Consider the following 18,152-nt stretch of genomic DNA (forward strand, 5'->3'; position numbering starts at 1 on the left):
GATTCATTTCGCAAAACCCCTATCTGCGTATGCAGGTAGGGGTTTTGTCTTTGGGCGGCGTTTATCAGCTAACCACAGGGAGTCATTTCCCCTTGGGCGTGTTCTGAGCATTACAATGATGCAGACCTACTCCTCAGAAGCTGACCATGCCTGACTCCGCTGATCCGCAACCGCTGCAAGACCTGCCGTTGGATGAGCTCGCTGCCTGCCATGAATGCGATCTACTGCTGCGCAAGCCTGTGTTGAAGCAGAACGAGAAAGCGCAATGTCCACGTTGTGGTTACGAGCTCTATGCGCATCGACACAACGTTGTCAGTCGCAGCCTGGCCCTGGTCATCACTGCCCTGGTGCTGTTCATCCCTGCTAATTTTCTGCCCATCATGCAGCTCCACCTGTTGGGACAAACCTCCTATGACACGGTATGGAGCGGCGTGGCAGGCCTGTACGAGTCCGATATGCGTGGCATCGCTGCAGTCGTCTTTCTGTGCAGCATGGCGATTCCGCTGCTCAAGCTCCTGTGCCAATTGCTCGTGCTGCTGAGCATTCGTTTTGACACGGGCCGCAGCTATGGGCTTTTCATTTATCGGATCTATCACCATGTCCGTGACTGGGGAATGCTTGAGGTATACCTGATGGGCGTGCTGGTCGCGATCGTGAAGTTGGTGGACATGGCGCAGCTGACCGTAGGCCTGGGGCTGGCCTGTTTTGTGTCGTTACTGTTGGTCCAGGTATGGCTGGAGGTGGTGATGTCACCTCATCAGGTCTGGGTCGCGCTTTCCGGGGAGGACGTTCATGCGGGCGATTGATGCCGGTCTTGTGGTGTGCAACGAATGCCATCAACTCAACCGCAAGTGCGAAGGCGCACGGGCTCAGGCATGTACGCGTTGCGGCGCGGTGGTGCATGATCGGCGTCCCAACAGCATCGTTCGAACCTGGGCGTTGCTGTTCACTGCAATGATTCTCTATATACCTGCCAACCTGTTGCCGATCATGACCGTCAGCAGCTTGGGGCAGGGCACGCCCGACACCATAATGTCCGGTGTCATCACCTTGATGAAGCACGGTATGGTGCCTATCGCCGGGGTCGTATTCGTGGCGAGCATTCTGGTGCCGACCTTCAAGCTCATCGGTATCGCCTTGCTGCTGTATTCAGTGCAACGCCATCAGCCGTTGTCTGCACGGCAAAGAATCTGGATGTACCGCTTCATCGAATTCATTGGACGCTGGTCGATGCTGGACATCTTCGTCATTGCCATCCTGGTTGCAGTGGTGAATTTCGGACGTATTGCCAGTGTCGAAGCGAATCTAGGAGCTGTTGCCTTTGCCACGGTGGTGATCCTGACCATGTTTGCAGCGTTAACTTTCGATCCCCGACTGATCTGGGATAACACGGAGTCGGATGACGACCATGAGTGACTTGCCCACGGCTAAAACCCGCCCTGCTTCAAACTGGTCGGCCATTTGGATTCTCCCGCTTATCGCTTTGCTCATCGGTGGTTGGTTGGCTTTTCAGGCCTATCGTGATGCCGGCGTCGAAGTCGAAGTTCGCTTCAAGACAGGCGAAGGTATCGTCGCCAACAAGACAGAGGTGATGTACAAGGGCATGTCGGTGGGTAAGGTCAAGTCTCTGGTACTGGACGATGAAGGCCGCAACACCGGGGTCATTGCTACTATCGAAATGAATCGGGCCGCACAGGATCACCTGACCACGGGTACCCGATTCTGGCTCGTCAAACCCAGCGTGACCATTGCCGGTATTTCCGGGCTGGAGACCTTGGTTTCTGGTAACTATATCGCCATCGATCCTGGCAAGGGCGAGGCGGCCAAACGCTTCACCGCGCTGTCGGAGGCGCCGCCGTTATCTGATAACGAACCCGGTCTTCATCTGACGCTCAAGGCTGAGCGGCTGGGCTCGCTCAATCGTGACAGCCCCGTGTTCTACAAGCAGATCCAAGTGGGGCGGGTGAAGAGCTATCGGCTGTCCGAAGATCAGGATCTGGTCGAAATCAAAGTGTTCATCCAGCCGGCCTACGCCAATCTGGTGCGCAAACATACGCGGTTCTGGAACGCGAGCGGCGTCAGCATCAATGCGGACTTGTCGGGTGTGAAAGTTCGCACCGAATCCCTGGCCAGCATCGTTGCAGGCGGGATTGCCTTCGCCACGCCCGAGCATCGCAAGGACAGCCCGCCTACAGACCCGAATTTGCCATTCCGCCTCTACGAAGACTTTGACGCGGCTCAGGCGGGTATCCGCATCAAACTCAAGCTCACTGACTTCGAAGGCCTGCAGGCGGGTCGCACGCCGGTGATGTACAAGGGCATTCAGGTCGGATCGCTGAAAACGCTGAAAATCGAAGAAGACTTGTCCAGCGCCATCGCCGAACTGACCATGGACCCACTGGCTGAAGATTTTCTGGTCACAGGCACCCAGTTCTGGGTAGTCAAACCCTCGATCTCGCTGGCAGGCATCACTGGCCTGGAGGCGCTGGTCAAAGGCAACTACATAGCCATTCGCCCTGGGGACAAGGGGGCGTCTCCTTCACGAGAGTTCGAAGCTCGGGCCAAAGCGCCGCCGCTTGACCTGAAGGCGCCGGGTTTGCACCTGGTGCTGTTTGCCGACCGCCTCGGCTCGGTCGAGGTGGGCAGCCCCGTCATGTATCGCCAGGTCAAGGTCGGCAACGTGCAGAGCTATCAGTTCGCCCGCGACAGCAAGCGCATCCTCATCGGTGTGCACATCGAGAAGGAGTACGAAAATCTGGTCAACGGCTCTACGCGCTTCTGGAACTCGAGCGGCATTACGCTGACCGGTGGTTTATCCGGTATCAAGGTTCAGAGTGAGTCCTTGCAGACGTTGCTGGCTGGCGGCATCACCTTCGATACGCCGCAGGCCAACGTGAAATTGAAAAGACGTATCCCGCGTTTCAAATTGCACGAAAGCCAGGAGGCAGCGAACCGCGCGGGCACACTGATCACCATTCGGGTAGACAGGGCTGATGGTCTCAAGCCGGGTACATCGATTCGCTTCCGTGGGCTGGAAGTCGGGAACATCGAGAGTGTCGACCTCACCGCTGATCTGCAGGCGGTCTTGTTGCGCGCTCGGATCACCGAGGTGCCTGAGCGCATCGCGAGGGCAGGCACGCAGTTCTGGGTGGTCAAGCCGGCATTGGGTCTGGTGCGTACCGAAAACCTGGACACGCTGATCAGCGGGCAGTACCTGGAAGTCAAACCTGCTGCACGGGTGCAGGCGCCGCAGCGCGACTTCATTGCCTTGGCTGCAGCGCCCGAAGTGACCGAGCCTGAAACCGGATTGCCCTTGACCCTGAGTGCCGCCCGTCGTGGTTCGATCAAGCCTGGCGTACCGGTGACGTATCGAGAGGTCACGGTGGGCAAGGTGACCGGCTATGAATTGGGGCAGAGCGCGGACCGTGTGCTGATCCATGTGCTGATCGAGCCCAAATATGCATCGCTGGTAAGGGGCGGTAGTCGCTTCTGGAACAGCAGTGGGTTTGGCGTTGATTGGGGGCTGCTCAAGGGCGTGAGCCTGCGCACCGAGTCGGTAGAGACCCTCATCGATGGTGGAATCGCCTTCGCGACCCCTGAGGGCGAGCAGATGGGTAACCCCGCCAGGCCCAAGCAGACCTTCGCGTTGTTCGACAAGCCGGATGACCAATGGCTGGAGTGGGCGCCCAAGATACCGCTGGCTAAATAAGCCGCGCGTACCCGCGTCGGACTGCCCGGTCCGACGCTGCGGGCTAGACGCACTTATTTGCGGGCAACAAAAAACCGACCCTAAGGTCGGTTTTTTATGAACAAGTGCTTCGCTTAAGCAGCAGCGACTTCTTTCAGCGCCTTGATGTGCGCATTCAGACGGCCTTTATGGCGAGCAGCTTTGTTCTTGTGGATGATGCCTTTATCGGCCATACGGTCGATGACTGGCACAGCCAGGGTGTAAGCCGATTGTGCTTTTTCGGCATCTTTAGCGTCGATGGCCTTAACTACGTTTTTGATGTAGGTACGGACCATGGAACGCAGGCTGGCGTTGTGGCTGCGACGCTTCTCAGCCTGTTTTGCACGTTTCTTGGCGGAAGGTGAGTTGGCCACCGTCGAGCTCCTCGAAAGACTTTTTGGATAAATGACAAGCAAATAAGGCCGCGAATCATGCCGATGTGTTCATCGGTTGTCAAGGCCATATGCAGGGCTCCGCTGAGTGGCAAGGGTGCGGAAGGAGTGGATTCCATTCTGCGCCGCTACCTGTAAACTCGGGAAATTTAGCTCCCCTGCGAAGAGCGCGGGAGTATCGCACATTCGAGCGCCAACTGGCAGCGCTCCTCGTCCCTTGGCGCAAACTTTTCCATGAACCTGCTCAGATCCCTGGCTGCGGTCAGTTCCATCACCATGATTTCCCGTGTCCTGGGCTTTGTTCGCGACACGATCCTGGCACGTGTATTCGGTGCCGGCGTTGCGACCGACGCCTTTTTCATCGCCTTCAAGTTGCCCAACCTGCTGCGCCGAATTTTTGCCGAAGGCGCATTCTCGCAGGCCTTCGTGCCCATCCTTGCCGAATACAAGACGCAGCAGGGCGAGGAGGCCACGCGGACCTTCATTGCCTACGTCAGCGGGCTGCTGACGCTGGTCCTGGCGCTGGTCACCGTGCTGGGCATCCTGGCTGCGCCCTGGGTGGTCTGGGTCACCGCGCCAGGCTTCGTTGACAGCGCCGAGAAATACGAGCTGACCAGCGCGCTATTGCGTGTGACCTTTCCTTATATATTGCTGATCTCGCTGTCGTCGCTGGTCGGCGCGATCCTCAATACCTGGAACCGTTTCTCGGTGCCGGCGTTCACGCCGACCTTGCTGAACGTGGCGATGATCATCTTTGCGCTGTTCCTGACGCCTTACTTCGATCCACCGATCATGGCGCTCGGCTGGGGTGTGCTCGCCGGTGGCCTGGCGCAGCTGCTGTATCAGTTGCCGGCGCTCAAGCGCATCGGCATGCTGGTTCTGCCGCGGCTCAACCTGCGTGACAGCGGTGTCTGGCGCGTGCTGCGGCAAATGCTGCCGGCGATTCTCGGGGTCTCGGTCAGTCAGATTTCCTTGATCATCAACACCATCTTTGCCTCGTTCCTGGTCGCAGGGTCGGTGTCGTGGATGTATTACGCCGACCGCTTGATGGAGTTGCCTTCCGGGGTGCTGGGCGTCGCCCTGGGCACTATTCTGCTACCGACGTTGGCCAAGACCTACGCCAATCGCGACCGTCAGGAATACTCGCGCATCCTCGACTGGGGTCTGCGCCTGTGTTTCCTGCTGGTGCTGCCGTGCACCCTGGCACTGGCCATCCTCGCCGAACCGCTGACGGTCACGCTCTTCCAATATGGCAAGTTCACCGCGTTCGACGCGGCCATGACGCAACGTGCCCTGGTGGCGTACTCCATCGGTTTGCTGGCGATCATCCTGGTCAAGGTGCTGGCACCGGGGTTCTATGCGCAGCAGAACATCCGTACCCCGGTGAAGATCGCCATCTTCACCCTCATATCCACGCAGTTGCTGAACCTGGTGCTGATCGGGCCGTTCAAGCACGCGGGGCTGGCCTTGGCCATCAGTATCGGCGCCTGCCTCAATGCCGGCTTGCTCTACTGGCGACTGCGCCGTCTCGAGCTGTTTGAGCCGCAACCTGGTTGGGCAGGCTTCCTGGCCAAGCTGGTGTTCGCGGTGCTATTGATGTCTGGCGTGCTGCTGCTGGGCATGCATTACATGCCGGCCTGGGCACAGGGCGACATGCTGGAACGATTCCTACGTCTGGGGGGGCTGATTCTCGCAGGCGTAGTGACCTACTTCGGCTGCCTCTTGCTGTGCGGACTACGCCCGGGCCAATTTGCCCGCAAGTCGCTGCATTGAGGCATTACGAACGCCAGGCGTCGGTTTTCCATTACCAATGCCACAGCTGGGCACTGCTGCCTGTCGTCAGCGCCCGGGTGTGGTTATAATCGACCACTTTATGAGCAAGAAGCGCGCTATGCAGCTGGTCCGAGGTCTTCACAACCTGCGCCCTGAGCATCGGGGCTGTGTCGCCACCATTGGCAATTTCGACGGGGTTCATCGCGGCCACCAGGCGATCCTGGCGCGTCTGCGTGAGCGCGGACAAGCGCTGGGCCTGCCCACCTGCGTCGTGATCTTCGAGCCACAGCCACGTGAATACTTTGCGCCTGACACAGCCCCACCGCGGCTTGCGCGCTTGCGCGACAAGATCGAGCTGTTGGCCGAGGAGGGCGTCGATCAGGTCCTGTGCCTGGCATTCAACCAGCACCTGAGCACGCTCAGTGCCAGCGAGTTCGTCGATGCGATCATGGTCAATGGCCTGCAGGTGCGGCATCTGGAGGTCGGTGACGATTTCCGTTTCGGTTGCGATCGAGCAGGGGATTTCGCCTTTCTGACCGACGCCGGACGGCGCCACGGCTTTACCGTCGAGGCTGCGCAGACGGTCATGCAGGCGGGGCTGCGCGTCAGCAGCACCCAGGTGCGCAAAGCGTTGACCGAGGGCAACTTTGCCTTGGCCGAAGACCTGCTTGGGCGGCCCTATCGCATCTGCGGGCGCGTCCTGCACGGCCAGAAGCTGGCCCGCCAGCTTGGCACGCCCACCGCCAACGTCCAGCTCAAGCGCCGCCGGGTGCCGCTGTCGGGGGTCTACCTCACCAGCGCCGAGATCGACGGCCAGCGCTGGCCGGGTATCGCCAACATCGGCGTACGCCCCAGCGTGGCGGGTGATGGTCGACCGCATCTGGAAATCCATTTGCTGGACTACACCGGTGATCTCTACGACCAGCGCCTGGCCGTGCAATTTCATCACAAGCTGCGTGAAGAGCAGCGCTTTGCCTCACTAGAGGCGCTCAAGTCGGCGATCGACGCGGACATCGCCGCCGCACGTGCCCACTGGCACGCTCAACCGCTAACCAAGAGCCTGAAATGACCGACTACAAAGCCACGCTAAACCTACCGGACACCGCCTTCCCCATGAAGGCCGGCCTGCCTCAGCGCGAACCGCAGATTCTGCAGCGCTGGGACAGCATTGGCCTGTACCGGAAGCTGCGCGAGATTGGCAAGGATCGTCCGAAGTTCGTCCTGCACGACGGTCCCCCCTACGCCAACGGCAAGATTCACATCGGTCATGCGCTGAACAAGATTCTCAAGGACATGATCATCCGCTCCAAGACCCTGTCCGGTTTCGATGCACCGTACGTGCCGGGCTGGGACTGCCATGGTCTGCCGATCGAGCACAAGGTCGAGGTCACCCACGGCAAGCACCTGTCCGCCGACCGTACCCGCGAGCTGTGCCGCGAGTACGCTGCCGAGCAGATCGAAGGGCAGAAAACCGAGTTCATCCGCCTGGGTGTGCTGGGCGAGTGGGACAACCCGTACAAGACCATGAACTTTGCCAACGAGGCCGGAGAAATCCGTGCCCTGGCCGAGATGGTCAAGCAGGGCTTCGTGTTCAAGGGCCTGAAGCCGGTGAACTGGTGCTTCGATTGCGGCTCGGCGCTGGCCGAGGCCGAAGTCGAGTACGCCGACAAGCAGTCCCAGACCCTCGACGTGGCGTTCCCCATCGACCCGGCCGACGCTGCCAAGCTGGCGTCCGCCTTTGGTCTGGCCGAGCTGTCCAAGCCTGCGTCCATGGTGATCTGGACCACCACGCCGTGGACCATCCCGGCCAACCAGGGCCTGAGCGTGCACGCTGATTTCACCTACGCCCTGGTCGACATCGGTGATCGTCTGCTGGTGCTGGCCGAAGAGCTGGTACAGGCCTGCCTGCAGCGCTATGGTCGTGAAGGCACCGTCATCGCCACCGCCAAAGGCGCTTCGCTGGAGCTGATCAATTTCCGTCACCCGTTCTACGATCGCCAGTCGCCGGTGTACCTGGCCGACTACGTCGAACTGGGTGCAGGTACCGGCATCGTGCACACCTCGCCGTCCTATGGCGAAGACGACTTCATCACCTGCAAGCGCTATGGCATGCACAACGATGAAATCCTCACGCCGGTGCAGAGCAATGGCGTGTACGCGCCGTCGCTGGAGTTCTTCGGTGGCCAGTTCGTGTTCAAGGTCGGCCCGGCGATCATCGACAAACTGCGTGAAGTCGATGCCCTGATGCACACCGAAACCATCACCCACAGCTATATGCATTGCTGGCGCCACAAGAGCCCGCTGATCTACCGCGCCACCGCGCAGTGGTTCGTCGGCATGGACAAGCAGCCCAGTACCGGCACGCCGCTGCGTGAGCGGGCGCTGGCTGCCATTGAGCAGACCAAGTTCGTCCCGGCATGGGGCCAGGCGCGCCTGCACTCGATGATCGCCACGCGTCCTGACTGGTGCATCTCGCGCCAGCGCAACTGGGGTGTGCCGATTCCGTTCTTCCTCGACAAGCAGACCGGTGAGCTGCACCCGCGTACCGTCGAGCTGATGGAAGAGGTGGCCAAGCGCGTCGAGCAAGCCGGTATCGAAGCCTGGTTCAAGCTGGACGCCGCTGAGCTGCTCGGCAGCGAAGCCGACCAGTACGACAAGATCACCGACACCCTGGACGTCTGGTTCGACTCCGGCACCACGCACTGGCACGTGCTGCGCGGTTCCCATGACATCGGTCACGCCACCGGTCCGCGTGCCGACCTGTACCTGGAAGGTTCCGACCAGCACCGTGGGTGGTTCCACTCATCCCTGCTGACCGGTTGCGCCATCGATGGCCACGCGCCGTACCGCGAGCTGCTGACCCACGGTTTCACCGTGGATGAGAACGGCCGCAAGATGTCCAAGTCGCTGGGCAACACCATCGAGCCGCAGAAGGTCAACGACACCCTGGGTGCCGACATCATGCGCCTGTGGGTCTCGGCGACCGACTACTCGGGCGAAATGGCCGTCTCCGATCAGATCCTGCAGCGTAGCGCCGACGCCTACCGGCGTATCCGCAACACCGCGCGATTCCTGCTTTCCAACCTGTCGGGCTTCGACCCTGCCCGCGACCTGTTACCCGCTGAAGACATGCTGGCCCTGGATCGCTGGGCCGTTGATCGTACCCTGTTGCTGCAGCGCGAGCTGGAAGAGCACTACGGCGAGTACCGCTTCTGGAACGTCTATTCGAAGATTCACAACTTCTGCGTGCAGGAGCTGGGCGGTTTCTACCTCGACATCATCAAGGATCGCCAGTACACCACCGGTGCCAACAGTGTCGCGCGCCGCTCTTGTCAGACCGCGCTGTACCACATCAGCGAAGCGCTGGTGCGCTGGATCGCACCGATCCTGGCGTTCACCGCCGACGAGCTGTGGCAGTACCTGCCAGGCGAGCGTAACGAGTCGGTCATGCTCAACACCTGGTACGAAGGCTTGTCCGAGCTGCCGGAAGGTTTCGAGCTGGATCGTGCCTACTGGGACCGCGTGATGGCAGTCAAGGCGGTGGTCAACAAGGAGCTGGAGAACCAGCGTGCGGCCAAGGTCATTGGCGGCAACCTGCAGGCCGAAGTCACGCTGTATGCCGAGGACGCCGTTGCAGCGGACCTGGGCAAGCTGGGTGATGAATTGCGCTTCGTGCTGATCACCTCCGCCGCCAGTGTGGCGCCGCTCGCCCAGGCCCCTGCCGACGCGGTGGCAACCGACGTCGAAGGCTTGAAACTGACGGTGGTCAAATCCGGCTACACCAAATGCGGCCGTTGCTGGCACTTCCGCGCAGACGTCGGCAGCCACCCGGAACATCCGGAAATCTGCAGCCGCTGCGTCGACAACCTGTGTGGTTCGGGCGAGGTGCGTCACTATGCCTAACCCCAACACAGGGCGGTTCGGGCGGCTGGTCTGGCTCTGGCTGACCTTGGCGGTACTGGTCCTGGACCAGGCCACCAAGCTCTACTTCGACAGTGCCCTGGCCGATGGCCGGGAGATCAGCGTGATCCCCGGGCTGCTCAGCTGGCTGCTGGCTTACAACACCGGTGCGGCGTTCAGCTTCCTCTCCGACAGCGCCGGCTGGCAGCGTTGGCTGTTCGCGGCCATCGCCGTGGTGGTCAGCGGCATCCTGGTGGTCTGGCTCAAGCGCCTGGGGCGCAGCGACACCTGGCTGGCCATCGCACTGGCGCTGGTGCTGGGTGGCGCACTGGGCAACCTCTACGATCGCATTGCCCACGGCCATGTGATCGATTTCATCTTCGTGCACTGGCAGGACGCCTGGCGTTTCCCGGTCTTCAACCTGGCAGACTGCGCGATCTCCATCGGTGCAGTGATGCTGGCGCTGGATATGTTCAAGAGCAAGAAGTCCGAGGAGCCTGTCCATGACTGATACCCGCATCAGCCAGAACACCGAAGTTACGCTGAATTTCGCCTTGCACCTGGAAAACGGCGACACGGTCGACAGCACCTTCGACAAGACCCCGGCCACCTTCACGGTCGGTGACGGCAGCCTGCTGCCGGGTTTCGAAATCGCGCTGTTCGGCTTCAAGGCCGGTGATCGACGCACCCTCACGATCGCTCCGGAAAACGCTTTCGGGCAGCCCAACCCGCAGAATGTGCAGGTCATGCCGCGTTCGCAGTTCAGCGACATGGAGCTGTCGGAGGGGTTGCTGGTGATTTTCAACGATGCAGCCAACGCCGAGCTACCGGGTGTGGTCAAGGCATTCGACGACCAGCAGGTGACGATTGACTTCAATCATCCCCTGGCTGGAAAGATCCTCAGCTTCGAGGTGGAAATCCTCGAAGTGAAGGCCCTCTAAGCTGGAGCCGAGCATGCAAATCAAACTCGCCAACCCCCGCGGCTTCTGTGCCGGGGTCGACCGGGCGATCGAGATCGTCAACCGTGCCCTGGAGGTTTTCGGCCCGCCGATCTATGTGCGTCATGAAGTGGTGCACAACAAGTTCGTGGTCGAAGATTTGCGCAGCCGCGGCGCGGTGTTCGTCGAAGAACTCGATCAGGTGCCGAACGACGTCATCGTCATCTTCAGTGCCCATGGCGTTTCCCAGGCCGTGCGTCAGGAGGCCGAAGGCCGCGGCCTGAAAGTGTTCGATGCAACCTGCCCGCTGGTGACCAAGGTGCACATCGAGGTGGCCAAGTACAGCCGTGACGGCCGAGAGTGCATCCTGATCGGCCATGAAGGGCACCCGGAAGTCGAAGGCACCATGGGCCAGTACGATGCCAGCAATGGTGGCGCCATCTACCTCGTCGAAGACGAAGACGACGTTGCGCAGTTGCAGGTACGCGATCCTCAGAACCTGGCTTTCGTGACTCAGACCACGTTGTCGATGGACGACACCAGTCGCGTCATCGACGCCCTGCGCACACGCTTCCCGGTGATCGGCGGGCCGCGCAAGGACGATATCTGCTACGCCACGCAGAACCGTCAGGATGCGGTGAAGCAACTGGCCGATGAAAGCGACGTGGTGTTGGTGGTCGGCAGCCCCAACAGCTCGAACTCCAACCGCCTGCGCGAGCTTGCAGAGCGCATGGGGACACCGGCCTACCTGATCGACGGCGCCGAAGACCTGCAGCAGAGCTGGTTCGACGGCGTTGCAAGGATCGGCATCACCGCGGGTGCCTCGGCGCCTGAAGTGCTGGTGCGGGGCGTGATCGACCAGCTCAAGGCCTGGGGTGCAACCCCGGCTCAGGAGCTGGATGGGCGTGCGGAGAACGTTACTTTCTCCATGCCCAAGGAGCTGCGCGTCAAGTCGCTGCTCTGATCAAGGCGTCACTGCGCACCTGGGCTCTGGCTGAGCCTGGGAGCGCAGGCTGATGCGACCTCTGCTGGCAATCACCACCTGATGCGCACTGCGCGCCTGACCCTGCTGGCACAGCTGTAGGGTCGCCCCGTACCACGCAGCCCCCCGTCCTAATGGCACGCCCAGCGCGCTGAACGTCACCTGGCTGCCGCCATTGCTGACGATGTTCAACGGCTGCCCTGGCCGATGCTCGCGCAACCGCTGCCCACCTCCCAGCACCTGCCACCCCTGCGACCAGTTTTCATTGATTGCCCTGACCTCGACGGGCTGCTCCAGCAGCACGGCGTGGTTGCGCGCGTAACGCATGGCCTGGGTGAGTTCGCGGGCGGTGGCGGCCAGGTGTAAGTCATCCCTGATGCTTTTGTAGGCTGGTACGCCAAGCTGTGTCAGGACACCGACCAGCGCCAGTGCCAGGAGCAATTGAATCAGTGTTGCGCCGTGTTGCTTCACCGTGCGTTTCCTCGAACCCGTGCTTTTCTTCAGCATCGCGCCTGGCGGGCATCGCGTCAGTCGGGGCAAGTAGCCAGGTGCAGAGGGAAATGTCTCAGGGAGAGCAGGGATGCAAGCACGTGAACAGGGCATGACATTGGTCGAGGTGTCGCTGAGTCTGGGCATCATGGCGGCAGGGTTGCTGAGCGCAGCTGGCCTGCAGCTGCGTGCCTTGCAGGCCAGCGAGCAGGCCCGCCTGCACAGCCAGGCGGTCTGGCTGGCGCACAGCGTACTTGAGGTGGGGCGCACTGTAGAGGAATTGACCCCGCAGCATGAGGTCGCCTGGCAGATGCAACTCAAGACAGCGCTGGGGGAGCACGCCAGAGGGGTGTTGCGGCACGCGGGAGGAGGGCGCCAGGTACAGGTGCAATGGCCTGGCGCGTCGGGCGGCGATGCCATGGTGATCGACGTACCGGGCAAGGTGGCGCCATGAGCAGTGCGCAGGCCGGATTCAGTCTGATTGAAGCGCTGCTGGCGATGGCACTGGGGCTGGTGGTGTTGGCGGGGTCGAGCCAGGTGTTCGTGTCGGGTTATCAGTCCTGGCAACTGCAAGGCGCCGCCCAGCAGCTGCAGGGTGATGCGCGCTTGGCGCTCAAGCGCATGGCGCAGGATATCCGCATGGCCGGGATGTTCGGTTGCCTGCGCCTGTTGCCAGAGGATTTTCCAGACGCCACGGCAGGCGCCGAATTTGCCCGCCCGGTGACGGTACGCAGTGACAGCCTCAGCCTGATCGTTGCCGAGCTCCCCGGGCATGCTGGCGCCGCCCAGTGGACACTGCACACCGACTGCCAGCAGCAGGCCAAGGTCCGGCAAGGGCGTGTCCCCGCGCCTGCAGGGCAGATGGCACTGCCGATCAGCCGCCTCGAATATCGCCTGTTCGGCACCGAGCTCAGGCAGGTACGGGCCGGCAGTTCGCAGACCCTGCTCGATCATGTCCAGGGGCTGCAGGTGGTGTGGGGGGATGAGCAACGCATCGACCTTCAGCTGGACCTGTACCATCCGCAGTGGAAAATCGCTCAACGTCATGCGGTGAGCGTCGCGTTACGCAATCCGGTGGCTCTGCCATGAAGCATCAGCGCGGCGTGGTCTTGCTGATGTGTCTGGTGCTCAGCCTGTTGCTCGGGGTGCTGGCTGCCTCGGCACTGCGTGATGCCCTGTTGGAAACGCGGCTGTCCGGGCACCTGTTGCGCAGCGTGCAGGCCTTTGAGCAGGCCGAGGCGGCGTTGCTCGAAGCCGCCACGCAGTTGCCCGAACGCCTGCCCGAGTGCCAAGGGTGCCTGCCACCCGCCAGGCCGCACGCGCTCGATGGCCCTTGGCAGCGGAACGCCAGCGGCTACTTCCTGGTGCAGAACCTGGGGATCACGGCGCGTGCGGCGCATGTCCCGGAAGGTGAGTCGGTACGCTTGTTTCGCATCACCGTCGTCAGCGAGCACCTGGCGGCTCGGCAGGTGCTCGAAGCCGTGTATGCGGTCGCGACCAATGGTGCCGGCGAGCCTCGGCGAGTTCTCTGGCGGCAGCGATTCGAGGAAGGATGAGATGCAGCAGGGCCTGAGCATGATCGAGTTATTGATTGTCCTGGCGGTGACCGGCATGCTGGCGGCCGTTGCCTACCCCAGCTATCAGGAGTCACTGCGCCGCGCCGCGCGAAGCGAGATCGTCGGTCAGTTGCACGATGCGGCGCAGCGCCTGGAGCGCCATCGTGTCTTGAGCGGTGGCTATGCCGACACGGACCAGCAGCACACGTCATTGCCGAAGGGCACCGCGTTCTACGAGCTGCGCGCCCTGCGCGAGGCGACGGGCTTCACGCTGGTCGGCACGCGGCGCGGGCACACGATGATGACGGACGACCCCTGCGGCGATTTCGAGCTCGAGCACACGGGGGCGCGTCGTAACCCGGGCAGTCCGGACGATTCACAGGCGTGTTGGGGAAGCTGAGAGGGTGCCGCGCGCGCCGCCGATCATTTCATGTGTTGGATGAATCAATGAGCAAACGAGTAGTGGTAGTCGGCGGTGGTGTCATCGGCTTGCTGACGGCGTTCAACCTGGCCGCGAAGGTCGAGCATGTGACCGTCTGTGACCAGGGCGAGGTGGGTCGGGAGTCATCCTGGGCCGGCGGCGGGATCGTCTCGCCGTTGTACCCCTGGCGCTACAGTCCGGCGGTAACGGCATTGGCGCATTGGTCGCAGGATTTCTACCCGCAATTGGCAGAGCGACTGCTGGCCTCGACCGGCATCGACCCGGAAGTCCACACCACCGGCCTGTACTGGCTGGACCTGGACGACCAGGCCGAGGCCCTGGCTTGGGCCGAGCAGCAAGGCCGACCCTTGCTGGAGGTGGATATCGCCAGCGTCTACGGTTCGGTCAAGGCCCTGGGGCCGGGCTTCGCGCAGGCGATCCACATGCCCGGTGTGGCGAATGTGCGCAACCCGCGGTTGGTGAAGTCTCTCAAGGCGGCATTGCAGGCATTGCCCAACGTGACGGTGCGTGAGCATTGCCCGATCAGCGGATTCGAACATCAGGCCGGGCGGGTGACGGGCGTACACACCGCCGACGGTCTGCTGGCAGCAGACGATGTCGTGTTGAGCGCAGGGGCGTGGAGCGGCGACTTGCTGCGCACGCTGGACCTTGAGCTGCCCGTACAACCCGTAAAAGGCCAGATGATCCTGTTCAAGTGCGCTGAAGACTATCTGCCAAGCATGGTGCTGGCCAACGGGCGTTACGCGATCCCGCGGCGAGACGGGCACATTCTGGTGGGCAGTACCCTCGAGCACGTCGGTTTCGACAAACAACCCACAAGCCATGCGCTGGCCAGCCTGACGGCTTCGGCAATCGACCTGTTGCCGGCACTGGAGGACGCGAGTGTGGTCGGGCACTGGGCGGGACTGCGGCCCGGGTCACCGGAAGGCGTGCCCTACATCGGGCCGGTGCCGGGGCACGAAGGCCTTTGGCTCAACTGCGGCCACTTCCGTAATGGCCTGGTGTTGGCGCCAGCCTCGTGCCAGCTGTTCTGCGATCTGCTGACGGGCACAACGCCCATCATCGACCCTGCACCTTATGCACCTGCCGGGCGCCTGGGCTGAACGCGTCCTGCACAGGCGCGTGCACAACGCCCTGCTCACGAGTGCCGAGCGGGGCCTTGTTCGAGATGCTGCTGGCTGCAGTACCACTGGCTCGCGCGCTGCAGGGCGCGATCATTGGGCAGGTGCACGCCGCAATGGGCGCAACGGACCATGCGCAGTGGATCGTCCAGGTGATGTTGACGCGGTGCTTGCTGGCTGATCTTGAACTTGCGCCACAGCCAGAATGCGGCAGCGATCAAAGCGATCCAGAACAGGAGACGAATCATGGTGTCCGGCTTGTCAGAGTGAGAAAGGGATAGTCTAGGGCTGCGCCAATGAAAAAGGGAGGCCTGAGCCTCCCTTCTTGTTCGAGCGCCGACTCAGTCGAACAGGCCGAAGGTGGCGTAGCTGAACCACGAGCGGTCGTTGTCAGCGTCCTTGGGGCCGGCCGGCGCGATCGGGTTGCCGTTTTCGTCCTTGGGCAGCAGCTCACGCGGAATGTCGTCGCGAGCGTCCTGGAACTGCTTGACCACGTCCTGGTTCGCGCGGGTTTCGCCAGGCGGCAGCGGCGTGTCGGTCTCGATCAGGCCGAGCGTCGCCTTGGACAGCCAGGAACGGCCATCGGACTCTTTCTCCTTCGCCTCGAACTTGCCGTCGACCAGGCTCGGATGGTCGGGGTAGTTGAGTTTCAGGGTTTCCAGGCTGGTGGCCGCCAGGTCATCGAGGTGCATCTTCTGGTACGACTCGACCATGATCGCCAGGCCATCGCCGACCGACGGCGTTTCCTGGAAGTTTTCCACCACGTAACGGCCACGGTTGGCGGCAGCGACGTAGGCGTCGCGGGTCAGGTAGTAGTCGGCCACGTGGATTTCGTACGAGGCCAGCAGGTTGCGCAGGTAGATCATGCGCTGCTTGGCATCGGGCGAATAACGGCTGTTGGGGAAGCGGCTGGTGAGCTGTGCGAACTCGTTGTAGGAGTCACGTGCTGCGCCCGGATCACGCTTGGTCATGTCCAGCGGCAGGAAGCGCGCCACCAGGCCACGGTCCTGGTCGAACGAGGTCAGGCCCTTGAGGTAATAGGCGTAATCGACGTTCGGGTGCTGCGGGTGCAGGCGGATGAAGCGCTCGGCAGCCGACTTGGCAGCCTCGGGCTCGGAGTTCTTGTAGTTCGCGTAGATCAGCTCGAGCTGGGCCTGATCGGCATAGCGACCGAACGGATAACGCGATTCCAGCGCCTTCAGCTTGTTGGTGGCGCTGGTATAGCTGTGGTTGTCCAGGTCAGCTTGCGCCTGCTGGTACAGTTCGGCTTCGCTGAGGTTCTCATCAATGACTTCCTTGTTCGAGGAACAGGCAGCAGTGAGTCCGAGGATGGCGATCAGCAGCAGGTGTTTCACTTGCATGGCGGCTTGCGTCCCTTTGACGGCCGCTGTCTTGGGCGGTGCCGTCCTGTTATGATGAGCGCCCCCGGAAAGACCCGGGGCAAAAGAAGCCGTATTTAACCACAAGCACGCAGCCGAAACCAAAGGCTGTACGCCCGCTGAATCGAGCATGTCCGAGATCATCCAACTTAGCGCAGAAGTCCCGTCCGAGCTGGGAGGCCAACGCCTCGACCAGGTCGCCGCCCATTTGTTCGACGAGTACTCGCGTTCGCGCCTGTCGTCGTGGATCAAGGACGGTCGTCTGACGGTCGACGGCGCGGTGCTGCGGCCGCGTGATACCGTCCATGGCGGGTCAGTTCTGGTCCTTGAAGCCGAGCACGAAGCCCAGGGTGAATGGGAAGCTCAGGACATCGAGCTCGACATCGTCTATGAAGACGAGCATATCCTGGTGATCAACAAGCCCGCCGGGCTGGTGGTGCATCCGGCGGCAGGTCATGCCGACGGCACCTTGCTCAATGCCTTGCTGCACCACGTGCCAGACATCATCAACGTGCCTCGCGCCGGCATCGTTCACCGCCTCGACAAAGACACCACCGGCCTGATGGTGGTCGCCAAGACTCTGCAGGCGCAGACCAACCTCGTCGAACAGCTGCAATCGCGCAGCGTCAGCCGTGTGTATGAATGCATCGTGCTCGGTGTGGTCACGGCAGGCGGCAAGATCGACGCGCCGATTGGTCGGCACGGTGGGCAGCGCCAGCGCATGGCGGTCACCGATGGCGGCAAGCCTGCCATCAGCCACTACCGGGTACTCGAGCGGTTCCGCCTGCACACCCATGTGCGGGTGAAGCTGGAAACCGGTCGGACCCACCAGATCCGCGTACACATGGCCCACGTCAACTTCCCGTTGATCGGCGATCCGACGTACGGTGGTCGTTTCCGCATCCCGCCGGCGGCCAGCCCCTCCCTGGTCGATGCTTTGAAGACGTTCCCGCGCCAGGCCCTGCACGCACGCTTCCTGAAATTGATTCACCCGGCCACGGGCAAGACCATCGGTTGGGAAGCGCCACTGCCGGATGACTTCGTCTGGTTGCTGTCGTTGCTCAAGCAAGACCGCAGCGACTTCATCGGATGACGCCCCTGACCCAGGCGCTGCTGTTCCCCGACTGGCCGGCCCCGGCCTCAGTCGGCGCCTGTGTCACGACCCGTGAGGGCGGCATCAGCTTGCCGCCCTACGACACCTTCAACCTGGGTGACCATGTCGGCGATGCGCCGCGGGCGGTCGCCGAGAACCGCAGACGTCTGAGCGAGGCGCTGGGCGTGCGTCCGGCCTGGCTCAAGCAAGTGCATGGCGTTGACGTGGCGCATGCCGATCCGGCGCATGTCCTGCAAGCCGATGCCTGCTGGACGGCCACCCCCGGCGTAGCCTGCACCGCGATGACCGCCGATTGCCTGCCGGTCCTGTTCTGCGACCGCGCCGGCACGCGCGTGGCGG

At 62.2% G+C, this 18,152-nt stretch carries 20 protein-coding genes; 16 read left to right on the forward strand and 4 right to left on the reverse strand.

Annotated elements, in window-relative coordinates; genetic code table 11:
- The first annotated feature begins 146 nt into the window (after positions 1-146).
- The 3 genes from RT028_RS15755 to RT028_RS15765 are packed head-to-tail and all read left to right on the forward strand — an operon-like array spanning position 147 to position 3,709.
- Complete coding sequence (locus RT028_RS15755) at positions 147-806, forward strand: paraquat-inducible protein A (RefSeq protein ID WP_312936052.1); 660 nt, start codon at positions 147-149, stop codon at positions 804-806.
- Positions 793-1,416: a paraquat-inducible protein A gene (locus RT028_RS15760; protein ID WP_312936053.1), complete on the forward strand. Its 624-nt coding sequence runs from the start codon at positions 793-795 to the stop codon at positions 1,414-1,416. Before RT028_RS15755 ends, RT028_RS15760 begins: the two co-directional genes overlap by 14 nt.
- Complete coding sequence (locus RT028_RS15765) at positions 1,409-3,709, forward strand: PqiB family protein (protein ID WP_312936054.1); 2,301 nt, start codon at positions 1,409-1,411, stop codon at positions 3,707-3,709. The genes RT028_RS15760 and RT028_RS15765 overlap by 8 nt, the downstream gene beginning before the upstream one ends.
- 113 nt (positions 3,710-3,822) lie before the next feature.
- Here the strand turns inward: RT028_RS15765 and rpsT are convergent, their stop codons facing one another.
- The gene (gene rpsT, locus RT028_RS15770; RefSeq protein ID WP_312936055.1) at positions 3,823-4,101 is read right to left on the reverse strand and encodes a 30S ribosomal protein S20; all 279 of its coding nucleotides are present in this window, start codon (positions 4,099-4,101) and stop codon (positions 3,823-3,825) included.
- Positions 4,102-4,353: 252 nt separating this feature from the next.
- Between rpsT and murJ the strand changes: the two genes are divergently transcribed.
- The 6 genes from murJ (at position 4,354) to ispH (ending at position 11,694) form a co-directional block, all read left to right on the forward strand.
- Positions 4,354-5,892: a murein biosynthesis integral membrane protein MurJ gene (gene murJ / locus RT028_RS15775; RefSeq protein ID WP_312936056.1), complete on the forward strand. Its 1,539-nt coding sequence runs from the start codon at positions 4,354-4,356 to the stop codon at positions 5,890-5,892.
- 118 nt (positions 5,893-6,010) lie between these two features.
- On the forward strand, positions 6,011-6,961 hold the full coding sequence (gene ribF, locus RT028_RS15780) for a bifunctional riboflavin kinase/FAD synthetase (protein ID WP_312936071.1): 951 nt from the start codon (positions 6,011-6,013) through the stop codon (positions 6,959-6,961).
- Entirely contained in the window at positions 6,958-9,795 is a 2,838-nt protein-coding gene (gene ileS / locus RT028_RS15785; protein ID WP_312936057.1) for an isoleucine--tRNA ligase, read from the forward strand. The genes ribF and ileS overlap by 4 nt, the downstream gene beginning before the upstream one ends.
- Positions 9,788-10,303 (forward strand): signal peptidase II, encoded by a 516-nt coding sequence (lspA, locus tag RT028_RS15790; RefSeq protein ID WP_312936058.1) that lies wholly within the window; start codon positions 9,788-9,790, stop codon positions 10,301-10,303. Before ileS ends, lspA begins: the two co-directional genes overlap by 8 nt.
- Entirely contained in the window at positions 10,296-10,733 is a 438-nt protein-coding gene (gene fkpB, locus RT028_RS15795) for an FKBP-type peptidyl-prolyl cis-trans isomerase (protein ID WP_312936059.1), read from the forward strand. The genes lspA and fkpB overlap by 8 nt, the downstream gene beginning before the upstream one ends.
- Before the next feature lie 13 nt (positions 10,734-10,746).
- The gene (gene ispH, locus RT028_RS15800; RefSeq protein WP_312936060.1) at positions 10,747-11,694 is read left to right on the forward strand and encodes a 4-hydroxy-3-methylbut-2-enyl diphosphate reductase; all 948 of its coding nucleotides are present in this window, start codon (positions 10,747-10,749) and stop codon (positions 11,692-11,694) included.
- Here ispH and RT028_RS15805 read toward each other — a convergent pair whose 3' ends face one another.
- Positions 11,695-12,183 carry a GspH/FimT family protein gene (locus RT028_RS15805; RefSeq protein WP_312936061.1) on the reverse strand — a complete coding sequence of 163 codons (489 nt, stop codon included), beginning with the start codon at positions 12,181-12,183 and terminating at the stop codon, positions 11,695-11,697.
- Positions 12,184-12,292: 109 nt separating this feature from the next.
- Between RT028_RS15805 and RT028_RS15810 the strand changes: the two genes are divergently transcribed.
- From RT028_RS15810 to thiO, 5 genes are read left to right on the forward strand one after another with little or no spacing between them, the layout of a single operon-like run.
- The gene (locus RT028_RS15810) at positions 12,293-12,655 is read left to right on the forward strand and encodes a hypothetical protein (RefSeq protein WP_312936062.1); all 363 of its coding nucleotides are present in this window, start codon (positions 12,293-12,295) and stop codon (positions 12,653-12,655) included.
- Positions 12,652-13,290, forward strand: coding sequence for a PilW family protein (locus RT028_RS15815; protein ID WP_312936063.1), 639 nt, complete (start codon positions 12,652-12,654; stop codon positions 13,288-13,290). The genes RT028_RS15810 and RT028_RS15815 overlap by 4 nt, the downstream gene beginning before the upstream one ends.
- On the forward strand, positions 13,287-13,757 hold the full coding sequence (locus RT028_RS15820) for a hypothetical protein (protein ID WP_312936064.1): 471 nt from the start codon (positions 13,287-13,289) through the stop codon (positions 13,755-13,757). The genes RT028_RS15815 and RT028_RS15820 overlap by 4 nt, the downstream gene beginning before the upstream one ends.
- A 1-nt stretch (position 13,758) precedes the next feature.
- Positions 13,759-14,157 (forward strand): type IV pilin protein, encoded by a 399-nt coding sequence (locus tag RT028_RS15825; RefSeq protein ID WP_312936065.1) that lies wholly within the window; start codon positions 13,759-13,761, stop codon positions 14,155-14,157.
- 47 nt (positions 14,158-14,204) lie between these two features.
- Complete coding sequence (thiO, locus tag RT028_RS15830) at positions 14,205-15,302, forward strand: glycine oxidase ThiO (RefSeq protein ID WP_312936066.1); 1,098 nt, start codon at positions 14,205-14,207, stop codon at positions 15,300-15,302.
- 35 nt (positions 15,303-15,337) lie between these two features.
- On the opposite strand, the gene RT028_RS15835 is transcribed toward thiO, so the two are convergent.
- Complete coding sequence (locus tag RT028_RS15835; RefSeq protein ID WP_312936067.1) at positions 15,338-15,568, reverse strand: PP0621 family protein; 231 nt, start codon at positions 15,566-15,568, stop codon at positions 15,338-15,340.
- Positions 15,569-15,661: 93 nt separating this feature from the next.
- Positions 15,662-16,681 carry an outer membrane protein assembly factor BamD gene (locus tag RT028_RS15840; RefSeq protein WP_312936068.1) on the reverse strand — a complete coding sequence of 340 codons (1,020 nt, stop codon included), beginning with the start codon at positions 16,679-16,681 and terminating at the stop codon, positions 15,662-15,664.
- A gap of 148 nt (positions 16,682-16,829) precedes the next feature.
- Here RT028_RS15840 and rluD point away from each other — a divergent pair, with 148 nt between their 5' ends.
- Entirely contained in the window at positions 16,830-17,792 is a 963-nt protein-coding gene (gene rluD / locus RT028_RS15845; protein WP_312936069.1) for a 23S rRNA pseudouridine(1911/1915/1917) synthase RluD, read from the forward strand.
- A partial coding sequence (locus tag RT028_RS15850; RefSeq protein ID WP_312936070.1) for a laccase domain-containing protein occupies positions 17,789-18,152 on the forward strand: 364 nt, incomplete at its 3' end. The genes rluD and RT028_RS15850, both read left to right, overlap by 4 nt.

The sequence above is a fragment of the Pseudomonas sp. genome, assembly GCF_032058845.1.
Lineage (GTDB): Bacteria > Pseudomonadota > Gammaproteobacteria > Pseudomonadales > Pseudomonadaceae > Aquipseudomonas.